The organism is Verrucomicrobia bacterium S94, assembly GCA_004299845.1.
GTDB lineage: Bacteria > Verrucomicrobiota > Kiritimatiellia > Kiritimatiellales > Pontiellaceae > Pontiella.
Genome location: CP036201.1, coordinates 3,148,662 through 3,165,324 on the forward strand (window position 1 = coordinate 3,148,662; position 16,663 = coordinate 3,165,324).

The 16,663-nt window shown below is 49.5% G+C and carries 14 protein-coding genes; 8 read left to right on the top strand and 6 right to left on the bottom strand.

Going from position 1 to position 16,663, the window contains the following annotated elements; genetic code table 11:
* Positions 1–29 precede the first annotated feature (29 nt).
* Genes EGM51_13765 through EGM51_13775 form a run of 3 tightly spaced genes read left to right on the top strand, consistent with a single transcriptional unit; the run spans position 30 to position 3,262 of the window.
* Positions 30–1,643, top strand: a complete 1,614-nt coding sequence (locus tag EGM51_13765) for a hypothetical protein (GenBank protein QBG48407.1) — start codon at positions 30–32, stop codon at positions 1,641–1,643.
* Between the two features lie 31 nt (positions 1,644–1,674).
* A complete protein-coding gene (locus EGM51_13770; protein ID QBG48408.1) occupies positions 1,675–2,775 on the top strand; it encodes a hypothetical protein in 1,101 nt (366 codons plus the stop codon).
* Between the two features lie 13 nt (positions 2,776–2,788).
* Positions 2,789–3,262, top strand: coding sequence for a hypothetical protein (locus EGM51_13775; GenBank protein ID QBG48409.1), 474 nt, complete (start codon positions 2,789–2,791; stop codon positions 3,260–3,262).
* Here the strand turns inward: EGM51_13775 and EGM51_13780 are convergent.
* Positions 3,259–4,881, bottom strand: coding sequence for an aminotransferase class V-fold PLP-dependent enzyme (locus EGM51_13780; protein QBG48410.1), 1,623 nt, complete (start codon positions 4,879–4,881; stop codon positions 3,259–3,261). The genes EGM51_13775 and EGM51_13780 overlap by 4 nt on opposite strands.
* Positions 4,881–5,471 (bottom strand): glycerol-3-phosphate acyltransferase, encoded by a 591-nt coding sequence (locus tag EGM51_13785; GenBank protein ID QBG48411.1) that lies wholly within the window; start codon positions 5,469–5,471, stop codon positions 4,881–4,883. The genes EGM51_13780 and EGM51_13785 overlap by 1 nt, the downstream gene beginning before the upstream one ends.
* 129 nt (positions 5,472–5,600) lie before the next feature.
* Here EGM51_13785 and EGM51_13790 point away from each other — a divergent pair, with 129 nt between their 5' ends.
* Positions 5,601–6,434 (top strand): SDR family oxidoreductase, encoded by an 834-nt coding sequence (locus EGM51_13790; protein ID QBG48412.1) that lies wholly within the window; start codon positions 5,601–5,603, stop codon positions 6,432–6,434.
* Here EGM51_13790 and EGM51_13795 read toward each other — a convergent pair.
* The 4 genes from EGM51_13795 to EGM51_13810 are packed head-to-tail and all read right to left on the bottom strand — an operon-like array spanning position 6,431 to position 10,455.
* Entirely contained in the window at positions 6,431–8,035 is a 1,605-nt protein-coding gene (locus EGM51_13795) for an FAD-binding oxidoreductase (GenBank protein QBG48413.1), read from the bottom strand. The genes EGM51_13790 and EGM51_13795 overlap by 4 nt on opposite strands.
* 9 nt (positions 8,036–8,044) lie before the next feature.
* Positions 8,045–9,235, bottom strand: a complete 1,191-nt coding sequence (locus EGM51_13800) for a hybrid sensor histidine kinase/response regulator (GenBank protein QBG48414.1) — start codon at positions 9,233–9,235, stop codon at positions 8,045–8,047.
* A 9-nt stretch (positions 9,236–9,244) separates the two neighbouring features.
* Positions 9,245–9,904 (bottom strand): hypothetical protein, encoded by a 660-nt coding sequence (locus EGM51_13805; protein ID QBG48415.1) that lies wholly within the window; start codon positions 9,902–9,904, stop codon positions 9,245–9,247.
* Positions 9,820–10,455: a hypothetical protein gene (locus tag EGM51_13810; GenBank protein ID QBG48416.1), complete on the bottom strand. Its 636-nt coding sequence runs from the start codon at positions 10,453–10,455 to the stop codon at positions 9,820–9,822. The genes EGM51_13805 and EGM51_13810 overlap by 85 nt, the downstream gene beginning before the upstream one ends.
* Before the next feature lie 243 nt (positions 10,456–10,698).
* Between EGM51_13810 and EGM51_13815 the strand changes: the two genes are divergently transcribed.
* From EGM51_13815 to EGM51_13830, 4 genes are read left to right on the top strand one after another with little or no spacing between them, the layout of a single operon-like run.
* Positions 10,699–11,904 (top strand): beta-ketoacyl-[acyl-carrier-protein] synthase family protein, encoded by a 1,206-nt coding sequence (locus EGM51_13815; GenBank protein QBG48417.1) that lies wholly within the window; start codon positions 10,699–10,701, stop codon positions 11,902–11,904.
* A 6-nt stretch (positions 11,905–11,910) separates the two neighbouring features.
* The gene (locus EGM51_13820) at positions 11,911–14,400 is read left to right on the top strand and encodes a PAS domain-containing protein (GenBank protein ID QBG48418.1); all 2,490 of its coding nucleotides are present in this window, start codon (positions 11,911–11,913) and stop codon (positions 14,398–14,400) included.
* Positions 14,397–16,388: a hypothetical protein gene (locus tag EGM51_13825; GenBank protein ID QBG48419.1), complete on the top strand. Its 1,992-nt coding sequence runs from the start codon at positions 14,397–14,399 to the stop codon at positions 16,386–16,388. Before EGM51_13820 ends, EGM51_13825 begins: the two co-directional genes overlap by 4 nt.
* Positions 16,385–16,597, top strand: a complete 213-nt coding sequence (locus EGM51_13830) for a hypothetical protein (protein ID QBG48420.1) — start codon at positions 16,385–16,387, stop codon at positions 16,595–16,597. The genes EGM51_13825 and EGM51_13830 overlap by 4 nt, the downstream gene beginning before the upstream one ends.
* Positions 16,598–16,663 lie beyond the last annotated feature (66 nt).

Sequence of the window (16,663 nt, forward strand, 5' to 3'; positions counted from 1 at the left end):
ACAGACGGCTGCGACACATCGCGTTTTTCATGAGTATTGTTTCCGCATCGACCATTTCCGTTCTGGCTCAGGATGGTGTCAATACGCGGCAGGTGTGGCAGGTACTGGATACCGAGCCGGAAGTGCTGGTGAATGTGCAGGGGCTGGCGCAGCAGGATTTATCGATCCGGGGCGGCAGTTATACAGGCTCGGGCCTGAGTATTAACGGACTCCGCCTCAAATCGCCCTATTCCGCCCACTGGAATGCGGAGTTTCCAATCCTTGGAAATCTGCTGTCGGTTCCAACCGTTGGAACCGGAATCGACAATGTATCCGGCCATCTGGTCGGCACGGCGGATTTCAGCACTCGTCCGCTCGGTGATGCCCGGCAGGTGTACGCCGGACTGGGTACAGAAGAACATTATGCCGGCGGGATCTATGCTTCGTCGGAAAATGTCGGCGGATATTTTGACTGGGAAAAGGCTCGGCGGATTGATGATTCCGAAAATGATATGGAGCGGTCGTCCGGCGGAGCGGTTTTGCGGATTCCGACGGAGGAGTGGAATATCGATTTCATTGCGGCCGGACAATCGAAGGATTACGGGGCCTACGGTTATTACGGGCTGACGGAGGATGTATCGCACCTGCTCGACGACCACCTGATCCATGCCGGCGCAACACGCGGGGATACAGACGATGCATTCGTGCGGGTGTCTGGACTTTACCGGGATATACGCGATCAGACGCTTGATGATACCGCATCAACGCTGACCAATGTTTTTTCGCGGAATTTTGCGGCAGCCGTGGAAGGTCGTACGCTGGAGGTTCAGCATATTGCTCTTTATCTTCGCAGCAACCTGGAATACGAGCGGGTCAGCGGCGATACGGCCGCTGCTGACCGCACGCGCGGGTCTCTATTACTGATGCCGGAGGCGCACTTTGAACGGTTTATCCTGAAAGCCGGCGTAAATGCGGTTTTCCAGACGGCGGAAAGTGCGGTTTTCCTGCCGGCGTTCGGAATGGACTGGTTTCTTTCGGATAACGGAATTATCTCGCTGTCTTACACAGAAACCAAACAACAGCCCGATTTCCAGACGCTGGAAAATAATCCGTTGCTGGAACAGCAGCATTCGAAAAATACAGAACTGGGCTTTAAGCAGTATTTATCGGAAAACAGTGACTGGAAAATCGGTGCGTTTTTCCGGACGCTGGAAAATGCCAGCGACTGGATCGGCGGTACGGCAACGGATCTGGGACGGCTGAATATCTCCGGGCTGGATGCATCCTTCAGCTATTATCCGAATGAACATCTTGCATTTAAAGCCTATTATCAGTGGGTCTATAAAGATACCGCAGTCAACGACGGACTCTACGAAACCGATTATCCGGAACACATGCTGAACCTTTCGGCCTACTGGAATTTCCTCGATCAGTTTACGGTGCAGTTTTCCCAGACCACGCGGCTGCAGACAGAAAATTCGGTTCGCACCAGTGATGATTTCGGTGCTTTGGCGACGCTGGGCTTGCATTACAATCCATCCTTTGCCCAGAATGTCCGTCTTTCGTTCCTGGTGGATAATCTGTGGGGCTCGAATTTTCAACCCATACCCGGTCTGAAATCGCGCCCGACCACAGTCTTCACCGGATTAACTGTTGGCTGGTAAACAAACCGGCATATGATTTGAGGTTTTCAGGATGGGATTTGAGAAAGGATCTGTGAGTTTCCGCATGTATTTCGCATCGCGCGATCTGACGGTGGAGGATATCGACAAATTTGCCGCTGCGGCACTGCCGCCGCTCAGTACACTGGCGGAAGAGGAAGTACACGGCTGGGTCGGAGGCCGTCATCTACTGGACCGTAACATCACGGAAGAGAATGCATTTCTGGGCGGATATCTGCGGCTCTCATTAACGCAGGCCCAGAAAAAAGTCCCGACCTCTCTCCTCCAGGCGGAATGCGCTCTTGAAGAGATGGCAGTCATGGAGGCCGAAGATAAAAATTATCTTAACCAGACCCAGCGGTCGGAAATCAAAAAACAGATTAAAGAGCGCCTGCTCCCGGATATGCCGGTGCAGCTGAAAGGGATTGATTTCGTATTCGATGAGCGTTCCCATATGATTTACTCCACCGCAATTTCGGAAAAGCAGCTGGATGCCTTTGTTCTGAGTCTGATGCAGACGACGGGCTGCGGAGCAACTCCGGCCGATCCGGAGACCATTGCCGAGCGTGTGGCCCATGTGGATGTGCAGGGCTGGGCTCCGTCCAGCTTTTCGGATGAACTCGAAGACGGTATGGTCGACGGTACAGCCGGGCGGGAATTTCTGATGTGGCTGTGGTTCTGCTCCGAAAAACGCCAGGGCATTACTCAGATTCCGGATGTCGGCGAAATCGCCTATATGATCGAAGGACCGCTGACCTTTGTGATGGAAGGCAAAGGCGCGCACGAAATCACGCTGCGTAAAGGTGAACCAATGCTTTCCGCGGAAGCGCGTACAGCGCTGCTCAGCGGAAAAAAATTAAAGAAAGCCAAAATGCAGTTTGTACGTGGTGAAGAGGTCTGGGCTTTTACCTTTGACGCAGATGACTTTGTTTTCCGCAGTCTTAAACTACCGGAAACCGAAACCTTTGACCGCGTTGGAAAATTCCAGGAACGCATGGTTTTCCTGGAAACCTTCCGCCAGAGTTTCTTCCACCTCTACAGCGAATTTGCTAAAGAACGCAACGATTCCAAGGTGTGGAAAGAGACCAAGGAAGAAATGCGCAAGTGGGTGGCCGACCGCCCGTCTACAGCTTAACGGAGACACTGATATGCTGTTTAAAAAAGTAAAAAAGGGCACTGTCGATGCTGCCCTTCTGGGCGAAAACTTCGGCTCCATCCGGACTGCGCTCACTGAGATTCTGGAGTTTAAAGAAAAACGGTATAAACCGACTCCGGTTTACGAAGTCCGCAAAAAAGTGGATATTGAATCCGCATGGCCTGCCTGCAGAGACCGACTCTATTCCATGTTTGAAGAGCTCACTTCCATTGCCAAACAGCTCGACATGGAAACCACAACCATCAATCCCGATCTCAGTTTTTCAGAAGCAATCGAAACCTTTGTTGTTCAGCTGAACAGCATTGTATACGGCCTGGCCGATGTAGTCGGTACGGGTAAGCATACGCTGGAAGAACTCATTGAAGTCAATGACCGGATTCTTAACATCCAGCTCAGTGCGAATGAGCTTGAGCGGTTTGTGCTGTCGGAATTCAAATTTCCAGGCATGCCCGGTGCGGACGATTAACGCAAAAGCTCCTCTCGGAGCAACCGGATAAATTTCTCCGGCGGCTTATGTTCCGCCCCCATCATACAGGCCTGAATCCAGTTTCGCTCGAGAAGATAGTCACTGCGGTAACTGATTAATACGCCATGCTCTTTCAATTTATCCCCAATACGCTCTGAGGAGTGAATTTCCGGCAAAGCGATGGTAACCACAGCCGGCATTGCACAGGAATCGGGGGCCAGAATCGGCGCATCGATTTCGGCCAGTTTTCTCCGTATCCGGATTGACCACTCGCGCACATCCGCAAACCGTTTATTCCAGTCGTGCGATTCCAGTGCGGCAAGCAGGGCATAAACCAGATTAGACTGTATCGTAAACGGAATTCCCGCCTGTTTCTGATAAATTCCCAGATCAAGCGCACACGGCAAATCATCCGGAGCAGGCTCCAGATCATGATTGTGAAACACCATACAGAGTCCGGAAATTGAAGCCAGTCCCTTTCCGCTGGTTCCAGATGCCAGATAAACCCCCGAAAGATCCACCGGGACCGTGCCGAGGGAACTGATACAGTCCAGGCAGAGTTTCGCATTATAGGCCTCACAAACATCCTGAAACATTTCAATGTCGTGCAGCACCCCGGTCGACGTTTCGCAATGCGTCGCCCAGACCCAGCCAATTTCAGGATGCTGTTTAAACTGCTGTTCAACCATTTCTCTGGAGAAGGATTCCCCCTCCGGAATTTCCAATGTATGGAAAAACAGTTTTGCTCCATTGGCATTCCGGGTGAGACGGCGGCCGAATTCGCCGCTCACCAGAATCAGTCCGGTGGAACAGAGCAGCGACAACTGCCCCGCAACCGCATCATTCGCCAACGTCCCCGGCCCCATAAGCACCTGCACCTGATCCGCCTTCGTCAAGTCGCACAACAGCCGCCGCAGTTTCTGGAAATCTTTTATAAAATCATCACCCCGATGCGAACACGGTTTTTCTTTATAAACTTCCTGCACCTGTTTGCCGAAATCAACCGGACCGGGGAGAAAGTTGAACAGTATGGTATCATCATTAGCCAGTTCCGGCTCTTTTTTGGCAAAGGAACGCGACCGCGTTTTCAAATCCTTATACGCTTCAAGCGTCAGATACATCGGCTGGTACTGAGCATCCTCGGTTCCAACCAGTGGACCGAACGGGGTAAACCCCAGAAATTTATACAGTTTAATCTGGCGGACGGTCCCCGAAATAACGGCGAGATCGTGTCCTCGATCAATCGCATGCTGCACCAGCGTGGCAATCAATCCCTGCGAAATCCGGGTATAGCGGAACTCTTCCTCAACAGCCAGCAGACGGATTTCGCAAAGCGAACGCCCCGGCGGAAGATAGGCATCGAGATCGCTGAGCTTTTCATCCAGGGAAAACGGCCGCTTATCGCGAAAAGCGATCATGCCCGCAAGTATACGCCGCTCTTCATGAACACAGATAATATAGGTGTTTTCATCATGAAACTTATCCTTCAGTTTGCGCTCAGGATTGGCTTCATGCTGAGGAATCTCCTCCACAAAAGTCTTGTAATTGAGTGCGTTTACCGCCTCCATTTCCCAATCTTCCCGGGCAATTTTATAGATAAATCCGTCGAGCAATCCCATTATGCCTCCTTTTGCGGCAACCCAGCCGAAAATGCTTTGCGAATCCGCTCACGATGAGCAAACAGAATGATTACCGAAACCGCAGTCAATGCAGCAACCGCATGGTCCGGCATGTCGAGTGCATAGGCAACCAGCGGAAGGGTCAGAAAAGCCGTTAGACCACTCAGAATAAAACCCCGACGGAAAATCAGCAGAACAAGCGTAAGACCGAACAGCAGCATTGCAAGGTTGCTGTCGAATGCAAGATAAGCTCCGATTGCAGGAGCAATGCCACGCCCTCCGCGAAACTGAAGGAAAAGCGGCCAGACATGCCCGGCAACAACCGCGACCAGAACCAGCGAAACCACCGGCGCAGCAAGCCCGAACCAATGCGCCAGCGCAACAGCGGCCAGACCTTTCAGTGCATCCCCCAGCAACGTAACCGCGAACCCGGATGCGCCCAGTATGCGCCCGGCATTACGCGCACCGACTCCCCCGCTGCCGCATTCACGGATATCTCTTTTCGTCTTCAAACGAACCAGATAATAACCCGTGCAGATTCCGCCGAGCAGATAGGCAATCAGAATGCAGATGATGTCCCTGTCTATCATGTAGCACTCTCCAGTGTGTCCATCGTGTTACTAGATTAACGGCAGTTTAACCTTTTACAACTATTTTTTACCAGCCTACGTTTGAGTTGTCGTTTACACAGCACTCTGCTATCAGTAGGGAAATCTATAATGAAAAGAAACGAATCAGTACTCATCACAGGCGCTTCATCAGGTATAGGATTTGTTACTGCAAACTACCTCTGCCAACTCGGTTATCAGGTATTTGCAGGTATCAGAACCTCTTCAAACGAAGTGAAGTTTGAGGATGGGATTGTTCCGGTAACGTTAGATGTTACCGATGAAAAATCGGTTACCACTGCCTTTAGAATAATCAGAAATACAACATCAGCCGGCCTGGGAGCAGTTGTATGTAATGCCGGACTCCCTCAAGCAGGCCCGATGGAACATTTGAATCTTCAGCGGTTTAACGACCTGCTCGACGTAAACGTTCTGGGAAATATACGAATTATTCAAGCCTCTATACCTCTTCTCCGATCCCAATCAGGAACTATTATTTTCATAGGATCCATCAGCGGACGCATATCCTTACCCTTTCAAGGCGCCTACAGTGCTTCCAAATTTGCGCTGGAAGCTATCACAGATGCTCTACGTGTAGAACTCCGCCCATGGAATATTCCGGTCACCATTATCGAACCCGGCAATGTAAAAACCAAAATCCGAACCAGGGCTTTGAGTAATATAGAGGCCGACCTAACAGCGTTGACTCCTCAGCACCGATTGCTTTATGAACCTATATACAGGTTTGCTCTGAATCATGCTTCCCGAAAATCTGCCGAGCCAATAGCCGTTGCAAAACTGGTGGAACGCATACTTAGATCAAACAAAATTAAACCGAGATACCTGCTGGGAAAAGATGCGATTCTTCTGCATTTGATCTCCAGACTACCAACGGCATGGAGAGATAGAATTATATCCAGCAAACTTCCGGAATACGGAAATTAATCGAAATTGTATCTTCCCGGCGAAATGATTCGGTTCGGATCAAGAATATCCTTCAAATTCTGAACGGTATTCCAGAATACATCACCCTTTCGTACAACATGGTGCATAGAATTTATCCCTACTCTATAGGGTGGATAACCCATATCAACATAGCGTGCCTCCATATCCTGAATACATTTATGAGCCCTTCTGACCTGTTCCTGATCTCTTCGGTCAAAAGCGAGACTTACGACTCCTTCCATGCATTTTGCGGAAAGCAGATTCAGCGTTATCGCAACATCAAAACCGTATTCGGAAAATATTTTTTCTGTTTCTGTAACAACCTGCAAAACATCTTTTGATGCCGCCGGTACGACGGGCAGACAGAACAATGTACCACTATGACTGAGATCCGGATCCAGAGAGTCCAGATTCTCCAGATCACCTACCGGCCAATACAACGTTTTCAGCGAAGCATCCGATGCTTTTCCCTGCGCTAAACCCGAAATCGGCATAACAGCCTTAAGCAGCAGAAGTTTTTCATGCATCCCGGGAATCCACTTGAACCAGGTGGCCACTTTCTCAGCTACCTTCAATGTTTTATCCCCAATGAAACGAACTGTTGCGATACTTCCCAATACCCTGCGGATTTCCTTTTTACTGTTTTTAACCTGCTGCTTCGAGCCGACCAAACCCACCCCGACAGACCATGTACCGAAAGAACTCGACTTCAACATTTCATTAACATAGTTAATGAGATCCGTTCCCGGCAAATGTCCTTCCCTAAGTAATGCCTGATAGACATGAGGAGCCAAGGAGATATGTGTTCGCTCTTGATTTCCCAGATGTGCGACTGTCCGAATATGGCCACTCCTGCGCAGGTTCACTAAACCATCAACTAACTGTGGAAGATCACTCTCATTCTTGATACTGATTGCTGCCGTAATCATACATTCTGATTTAGGCATTAGATCAATGCAGGCCGATGTAACGATCCCAAAATTTCCCTGAGGAAACAATCCATCCAGAGATGGCCCAACACCGTGAGGATATAAGTTCTGTGTTTTGGAATCCGGATAATGTCCAAATCCGGTTTGAAGAGTCTGACCGTTACCGAGCACGATTTTCATATTGGAGATACCGTCTGCTCGTGAATCGAAATAGCCAACGCCTCGATCAAGGGCATTACCGATCAGGCTTGTATCTGATGAAGAACCGGTCACATTCAATATGAGCTTCAATCTGTGTTGTTCAATATGATCCAGCAGCTGACGCTGGGTCACACCGGGTTCAACCACGGCATAATGAAACCGCTCACTGATTTCAAGAATACGGTTCATACCGGATAAATCAACGATCGCCGCCCCATCGCGAACCGGCAGTTTCGACCCCATACCCCATTGTTTTCCCTGACTGATGGGATAAAGCGGTACTCGATACGTATTTGCCGTCTCGACAATCTGCTCAACCTGCTCGTGGTTTACCGGCTTCAGGACGGCAACAACCTGTCGCTCAGAGGCACACACGCTGCGCGTATATTTTTCCAGCGCCCGGGCATCGTGAATAACCGCAGCAGCACCCAGCTGTTTTTCCCAGGCATCAATGGCAGAACGTACGGACATCAGGTCGGATCAGCCCTGTGCCAGCGATGCGGGATTAGAAAAATAACCGAGTGCCGTATGAGCCTGCGGTACACGGACTGTTACAATACTGCCCTCTCCGACACGGCTCTCGAAAACCAGCGTTCCGCGGTGCTCTTCAATCACTTTTTTAGTGATGAAAAGGCCTAGTCCAGCCCCTTTTTCAATAGTGGCGGTATTATCAAACGGTTCAAAGATCCAGCGCAGTGAGGAGGTGTCCACACCGCACCCGTTATCTTTTATTTTCAGTTCGATGTCTGAGTTGGTCAAAGAGAACTCCACCGCAATACTCGGAGCAGATTCGTTGTCGACTGCGGTAACCGCATTATCGATCAGATTCTGAAGCGCCCGCTTCACCTGCAGGCGCTCACCAAGCATCTCATACTGGTCTTCGGCACCATCTACCTGCACTGAAAAAGAGATTTCAGAATGGGCTGCCGCATCGCGGAAACAGTCATTCACCAGTTTCGGCAGGTTCACCCGTTGTAACTGGGAAAAGTCGAAGCGCCCCAGAGCACGCCATGATTCAACCAACTCCGCACACCGCTCTACATTGCGTTCAATCTGATCAAGATATTCGCTCATCTCATCAGAAGTGGAATCCCGTTTTTCTTTCAATTCATAATTAAGCAGGTCGAGATAACCCCGAATAATGGTCAACGGATTCCGGAGATCGCGAACCAGCTCCGAAGATGCTGCACCGAGTGAAGTCAGCTTGTTGGTCTTCCCCACTTCCCGGCTGAGCGACTGCGTCATTTTAGTGAGCTCTTCCTGTGCCTGTTTTTTGCGGGAATTCAGCTTGGAACGCTCGACATATTTTTTGACCACCGCCTGAATTTCGTCCGTATCAAACGGTTTTTGAAGATAGTCATTGGCACCGTAACGGATCGCCTGCTGAGCGGTTTCAAGGTCGCCATAGCCGGTGAGCATCACAATAGAAACATTCGGATTGATCTCGCGGATCTCCCGCAGTCCTTCAATACCGCTTTTTTCCGGCATACGGATATCCATGATGACCAGATCCGGGTTATGTTCCCGAAGGGCATTTATTCCCGCATCAACCCGCTCCGCGAGCACCATGTCGTAATCATACTTCAACACCATGCGCAGACTTTCACGCGGTCCGCGCTCATCATCGATGACCAGCACTTTACCTTTTTTGTCTTTGCATTCCGCGATCATAATGACTCCCTAAAACGCTATAGAGTATGTCAGACCAACAAGGTTGGAATCAATCTCATAAATCCCCGCACCGCTTGTGTTCGAAACCGGCGCGCTGCGATCCTCGTAGATACTGAACGTGTAGGCTAGGTCAATCATGTGAGCTCCGCGGGTATACCCCAGCCCGAAACTGATCGCATGGCGGTCGGCATCCGGCAGAAGCGGCGTAATGGTGTCCTCCGGGATCGGGCTCGGAATATAGGCATATCCCGCGCGAACAACCAGAGAATCGAGGGCCTGCCAACTGCCGCCGACACCAAAAGTGAATGTGTCATCCCAGTTGTTTTCAAGATCCGCAACCGGCACACCGGCCACCAGTTTCTGAGAATCATTCAAAGACCATTGCAGCCATTCCACTAAAGCTTCTATCTGAACATTCTCATTTATGGAAAACCCATACCCAACACCAATGATATTCGGCAATTTGACTTCAGTTTCGAAAGGCCCCGAATTCACCCCGCTGACTTTAAAATCGCCGTCAAAATCTACCTGCATTTGGCTCCGGTATGTCAGCGCCAACCGCTGTCCTTCCACGGGGTTCCAGGTCAAACCGAGATTAGCCCCGACACCCCAACCATCGCCTTCGCCTTCCACATCCGCATAGGTTCCTCCCCTGTACCCAGCAAAGATTTCAGTGTCAGCTCAGAATAAGCGACATTCAGACCGGCTCCAAGCGACAGCGTATCGGTTAATTTTGTCGCAACCGTGGGGTTAAAATTGATCATCATCATCTGGGCCTCATAAGGCACAAAATCACCGGGATTAACAATAAACGGGGCAAAATCGTCTTTTTCCCAGGAAAGCCCCTGCCCATAAGGTGTATTAATGCTCAGCCCCGCTGTCCAACGTTCACCCAGCGGTAAAGCGTAATAAATGTTGGGCAGAAAATTCCAGTCGCCATCCGACTCAAAAGCATTGGGAGCCAATGGGTTCTGATATGAGTTTTCCGTGCGGGCCATGGTCAGCGACAGAACAACAGACTGATTGGTCTGAAAGGCTAAATTCGCCGGATTGTAGAAAATCGCCGAGGCATCATCCACCCACACCGAATGCACGCCGGATTTGGCAATCCCCTCCGCGGTCGGCGGCGGATTACGATAGCCATCGGCCATCGCAGACCGGGCAAGAGCAAAAACTGTTGCACATAACCCCGCCGCAAAATATCTGTGATTCCTGATCATAAATACCCCTCAATATCGACAATTAATAAACTGTCTTTTTTTAGCATAAGATATGCCATGGGTCACTAAAAAATTCACCTACAGGTTGTGTAAAAATTCTTGATATATACAATATATTGATATTTAGTGTACAAAATTGTGCACAACATATGTGTGCATATTTATCACCTATGATTGCGGCCGATACCTGATTATTCCACTACATAAGGATACGCCGAAATTCAGACAAAAGGAAGTAGACCCGTGATCGGCAGAAACAGAGTGGTTATTACCGGTATTGGAGTACTCGCCGCCAACGGCATCGGCAAAGACGCATTCTGGAACTCCCTCCTCGCAGGCAAATCCGGCATCGATCTGGTTACTCTTTTTTCTTCCGAAAACCTCGCACCGTGTTTAGCAGGTGAAGTACCCGATTTTGACGTTAATGCGTATATTGATCGTTCTCTGAAACCCAAAAGAATGGGGCGTTTTACACAACTGGCATTAGTTGCAGCTACTGATGCAATAAAAGATTCAAGATTAAATATGGACTATATGCGGTCTATAAATTCACTGCCAATTATCATTGGGTGCTCAGCACCCGCAATGGATCTGCTTGGTCAACATGCAACAACGACTACGGCAGTCATGAGCATCCCAAATGCGGCAGCAAGTGCTATCGCATATGCGAATGAACTCAAAGCATCGATCCAGACAATTTCCAACGGTTGCGCATCGAGTTTAGATGCCGTGGCCTATGCATCCTCATTTATCTCTACCGGAAAATCTGATGTTGCACTTGCTGGCGGTGCTGATTCTACAATAACTGAATACGTTATGAATTGTTTTACTAAGGCAAAAAAACTCCCGTCAATTGCCGATCCTCCATCTAAGTCCTGCAAACCTTTTGATTTAAACCGTAGTGGAGGAGTTATTGCAGAAGGTGCCGTTATCTTTATTCTTGAGAACGAAAATCACGCCACATCAAGGGGAGCATCAATTTACGGAACCATTTCTGCATACGGAAAAGCAAATGACCCTCCAAAAGAAAGAGAAGGAATCGGCCTGACTCTTTCTATGCAGCATGCTCTTCAAAATGCAGGCTTATCCACACGGGATATTGACTACATAAACGCACATGCTCCCGGTGACAGCACTATGGATCTTTCCGAAACAGATTCTATTAAGGCAGTTTTTGGAAACCGGGCATATGATATTCCTATTTCCTCAATTAAAGGGTCTACAGGTAGTGCCATGGGCACAGGAGGAGGACACCAGCTAGCCTGCACTCTACTCTCCCTACAAAATAAATGCATTCCACATACTACCAATTTGACTGTAACAGATCCTTATTGCGATCTCGACTATGTAATGGCAGAGAACAGATATATTGAATTAAATTATGCCATGGTAAATACGCATGGGTTTGGCAGAAGTAACGGGACGCTAATTGTTAAGAACTGGAAGTAATTCTTCATGCTAACAACAACCACGATACTAGTTCTTATTCTCATAACAAATATAGCGGTGAGCCTAGCAATTCTACTCACTAATTCCCAACGGACTCAAAATCGCTATTTCACTTTCTTTTCTACGATTATGAGTGTGTGGATTTTATTCGTGATGGGCATTATCCATTCAAACGATGCTCTATCGGCATTACATTTTATTAAAGGTGCATCAGTTGCAGGAACCTGGATCCCACCATCCTTCCACCTACTTTGCCTTTCAATTTCCAACCCTAATGTATCGCTGAAAGAACAACTGCTTCGCGCTCGTTTCCCTCTCATTCTGGCATTTTCCACCAGCATCTTATGCCTTAGCCATCTCTTTATTACAAAAGTATCATTAATGCCAGTCGGATCGGTTCCCGATGCGACATACGGTCCCGGATTCGCATTATACACTGCATATTATCCCGTTCATTTCACATTTACGATCATAACATTTTTCCGTGCTTTAAAAAAAGCACGAGGAGTTCAACGGGTAGAACTTCAATTTGTCTTAACTTCAATTGCTATGGCCATTCCAGTGTATCTTTTAATTCATATGGCCGCAGTGCTACTCGAGAGTTCACAGCCACAACAATATGGGCCAATAAGTATTATTCCAATTAACCTTGTAATTGCCTATGGAATAGCGACTAGGCATATTCTTGAAGTTGGAACATTTATTAGAAGAATTATCGCATATATCCTTCAAGGGATATATCTAATCTTCGTTTACCTACTGACCTATTATCTAGTTTTAAAAGGGTTTTCACACCTCATATCAGACACAGATCTGCCGGCACAAATCTGCGCTACAGTGGTAGTAGCCTTCTCAATGGCGCCCATGCATGGCAGGTTTCAGAAAGTCGCGTATAAACTTGTTTCAAGTCAGTCATTAAACGCGCCAATAACAATGAAGAAAGCAGGGGAGATCTTTCAATCTATAACGACACAAGATGCACTTCTCTGCCAGTTCACTGACTTGCTAACGGAATCGCTTAAAGCTCAGTCGGTACGCCTATTGATTAAAACCGGGGGGGATTTTACTGAAGCAACATCCAAAGGACGAGTTAAAGTCACACTTCCTCCAGCTTTGGTGGCGACTTTGGAATCAACAAAAGATCCAATCAGCGAGGATAAGCTGACCCGGTCTAGACAAACTCCAACAACTAAAGAGGTTCTCAGAGATCTTAGAACCTTAAACTCCCAACTTGCTACAGGTGTGTTTTCACAGTCTGAACTTAGAGCAGTTATTTTATTTGGATCCAGGACTGGCGGACGCATTTATGACAAAACCGAACAGGACACCCTTCAGATCCTCTGCAATCAGTTCGCTGTGGCTCTTGAAAATGCCCGGCTTTATACCGCGATGCAGGACAGTAAAATCCAGAATGAAATTATGCTGGAGCAGCTGGCCAGCGGGGTTGTGGTCGCCAGGCCGGACCGCGGCATCACCCTCTTTAACAATGAAGCCCAGAAGATTACCGGCATCAACGAAGAACAGTCCATTGGTAAACACATTACCGTCCTTCCGCGTGAAATTTATCTGGCCCTTGAAGTCACACTGGAAAATGAAAACGGCGTACGTAATATTGATGCGACAATTTATCCCGATGAAAACAGCGAGGATTTCCCGAAATATATCCGTATGAGCTCGGCCTTTCTGCTCGGGCACGACGGCAAACCCATGGGAGCGCTTCTGGTCATCACGGATATTACTGAACTGAAAGCACTGGAGGAACAGGTACGCCGGTCCGATCAGCTTTCGAGTGTCGGCACACTGGCCGCCGGCATGGCGCACGAAATCAAAAACCCGCTCGTAACCATTAAAACCTTCACCCAGCTGTTGCCCCAACGCTATAACGACGAAGATTTCCGCAAAGATTTTTCATCGCTCGTGGCCCATGAGGTTGAACGCATTGACGGCATCGTGAATGAACTGCTCAGTTTTTCAAAGCCGGCCAAACCGCACCTTATCGCTATGGATATTCAGGAGACGCTGGATCAGATCCTCAAGCTGGTGCATGAGCAGCTCTCGCAAAACAGCATCAAACTGCAGAACAACTGCAAAGCGGACAAATCGTACATTATGGGCGATGCGAAACTGCTTTCTCAGGCCATTATCAACCTGATTCTAAACGCCATTGATGCCATCGGTGAAAACGGGACTCTCACCATCGGAACCATCAACTGCGCTTATCGTTTTGCCACCGGAGACTCCCCCGACCGCGCCGTCACCCGGAAATGCATCCGCATTCAGATCACGGACAACGGCAAAGGCATTGCCCGCGAGAACCTTCAGAAAATTTTTGACCCCTTCTTTACCAGCAAAAGCGAAGGAACCGGTATGGGACTTTCCGTTGCGCACGGCATAATCAGCGAACACCACGGGGTAATCGAGGTTGACAGTGAACTGGGAAAAGGAACCACGTTTTACCTCTACATGCCCCTTCTTGAAGAAGAGGTTACCTCATGAGAACGCTGCCCTCCAGCCTCCTCTACTCCCGCGATGAAGAACTGACATCGCGCCTCATTCGTGTGGCTTCGACCATTACAGCCATCCATCCTCTGGAAGAACAGGTCGAACTCGAACAATGGTTTCAGCAGTTCGGAGATACCGTACTGCTGGCGGATCTGCGTGCCCCCAACTGCCTCGACGTTATCGCCATGCTGCGCCGCGAGCGGCCGTCCACCATAATCATCGTAATCGGCGCCGACCGCTCCGACCCCATGCTTGCGGCAGAACTGCTGGAACCTTTCGCCAAAACCTCTTTTGAACCGGACCGGCGCGAATTGCAGTCTCTTCTGAAACAGGCCATTGAATGCCAGATGCTCCGCCAGAAAACCCGTATTCTTGAGGAAGAACTCATCAAGCTGAATGCCCGGAAAAGCGAACAACGGTCGGAGCCTCGAAGCTTTTTTTCAGCACCGCTGCGGAATTTCTCCAAGGCTCAGCGCAACTTCGACAATGTAGATGCCCTTTTCGAAAGCGTAGTGGAAGGCCTTGTAGCCACTGCACGGGTATCACGGGCCGGCATCTTCATCCAGCCGGATCCGCAGGACGACTATATTTTCCAGGCCGGAACCCGCTGCCTCGCCGCCACTGAAAAACTGAAATTCAGCCCCCACGACAGATTCATCCGGTGGTTGGAAATGAATACCCATCTGGTATCGCGCAAAACCCTCGAAAATATTACTGATCCGCAGGAACGGGCCATGCTCAAGCTGATGCTCGATTCCCTCGGTGCCGAAATTATCATCCCGATCTATGCCGCCGGCCGGATCAAGGGCTGGATTTTCGTCGGTCAGCGCTCCACCGGCATTCCTTTCGAAGTGGCCGACCTTGAAGACCTGACCGGGCTGGCAGATCATATTTCCACCACCCTTGAAAAAGCATTCCAATACGAAGAAACCGCACTCCAGAAAGCGCTCGCCGAAACCGTCCTGCATTCCATTCCTTTCGGTATTGTTGCATGTGATGAAAAAGCGACCATTCGCTGGTTCAACTCCACCGCCCGCGATATTCTCCGCCCGGAGGAAACCGAAATCATCGGCCGGCGTGTTGAAATCCTCGGCTCCCGCATTGCCGACCTGTTCCGCCGTGCCATCGGCAACCAGACCGCCCACGATGTGACCGAATGGACCGACAACCGAACCAAACTCACCGTATCAGCCGAAACCCGCTGCCTCACGGACAGTGCCGGTTGCGTCGGAGCCATGATGATGCTTCGTGATATCACCGGCGCAAAACTGCTGCAGGAAAAAGAAGAACAGCTCGAACGCGCCTCCTTCTGGAACGAACTGGCCTCCAGCATGAGCCACGAAATCCGAAATCCGCTCGTGGCCATAAAAACCTTCTCGCAAATGCTGCCGGAACGCTACGAAGATCCTGACTTCCGCGCCGAATTCAGCAAAGAGGTCAATTATGAAGTCGACCGCCTTAACCAGATTGTCGATAAAATTAATGAATTTGCCAATCCGCCCAAACCGGTATTCCAGTCACTGGATATCCGGAAACCGATCGAACACGCCGTTACCCGCATTCAGAACGAGCTCGACCACGATAATCTCAAGATCCACCTCTCCGCCGATGAATCATCCCTCATGATCAACGGCGATCCGGCCTCCCTTGAGGAAGGTGTGTATCACCTTCTTAAAAATTCCGCCGAAAACCTGGCCAACAAACCGGGCTCCCGCGTCAACGTAACCGTCAAAGGCCGCACGCCGGACAAACAGTCCGGCAGTATTTACCTGATTATCACCGACAACGGATCGGGAATTGATGAATCCATCCGCGACAAAGTCTTCTCTCCCTTCACCACCATAAAAGCCCGCGGCCTCGGTCTGGGTCTGCCGATCGCCAAACGCGCCGTGATCGATCACAACGGTCAGATCGACATCGATACCAGCTCCGGCGGAACAACCATCACGATCATTTTCCCGGCACAGGAGGACGAAACATGAACCGCAGCGAAACCACTCCCACTCTGGAAACACCGATCAATCTAGAAGAGGCCGTCGGAAATTTTGAACGCAGCCTGATCCTCCAGGCACTGGAACAATGCAACGGCATTCAGACCCGTGCCGCCGAACACCTCGGGACCACCCGCCGCATTCTGCGCTATCGGATGGATAAACTCGGCATTGAGCCTCATTACGGCAAAAACACCTGATTCCGGAAAGAACATTGCCAAAACCCTTCGACAGGTTAAAATAAAGACCACAAGTCAGGAGGATAA

Coding starts and splice junctions, on each gene's coding strand:
- EGM51_13800 (QBG48414.1), bottom strand. CDS start 9,235: ATGATCGCGGAATGCAAAGACAAAAAAGGTAAAGTGCTGGTCATCGAT.
- EGM51_13830 (QBG48420.1), top strand. CDS start 16,385: ATGAACCGCAGCGAAACCACTCCCACTCTGGAAACACCGATCAATCTA.
- EGM51_13765 (QBG48407.1), top strand. CDS start 30: ATGAGTATTGTTTCCGCATCGACCATTTCCGTTCTGGCTCAGGATGGT.
- EGM51_13810 (QBG48416.1), bottom strand. CDS start 10,455: ATGATCAGGAATCACAGATATTTTGCGGCGGGGTTATGTGCAACAGTT.
- EGM51_13795 (QBG48413.1), bottom strand. CDS start 8,035: ATGTCCGTACGTTCTGCCATTGATGCCTGGGAAAAACAGCTGGGTGCT.
- EGM51_13785 (QBG48411.1), bottom strand. CDS start 5,471: ATGATAGACAGGGACATCATCTGCATTCTGATTGCCTATCTGCTCGGC.
- EGM51_13790 (QBG48412.1), top strand. CDS start 5,601: ATGAAAAGAAACGAATCAGTACTCATCACAGGCGCTTCATCAGGTATA.
- EGM51_13770 (QBG48408.1), top strand. CDS start 1,675: ATGGGATTTGAGAAAGGATCTGTGAGTTTCCGCATGTATTTCGCATCG.
- EGM51_13780 (QBG48410.1), bottom strand. CDS start 4,881: ATGGGATTGCTCGACGGATTTATCTATAAAATTGCCCGGGAAGATTGG.
- EGM51_13820 (QBG48418.1), top strand. CDS start 11,911: ATGCTAACAACAACCACGATACTAGTTCTTATTCTCATAACAAATATA.
- EGM51_13825 (QBG48419.1), top strand. CDS start 14,397: ATGAGAACGCTGCCCTCCAGCCTCCTCTACTCCCGCGATGAAGAACTG.
- EGM51_13775 (QBG48409.1), top strand. CDS start 2,789: ATGCTGTTTAAAAAAGTAAAAAAGGGCACTGTCGATGCTGCCCTTCTG.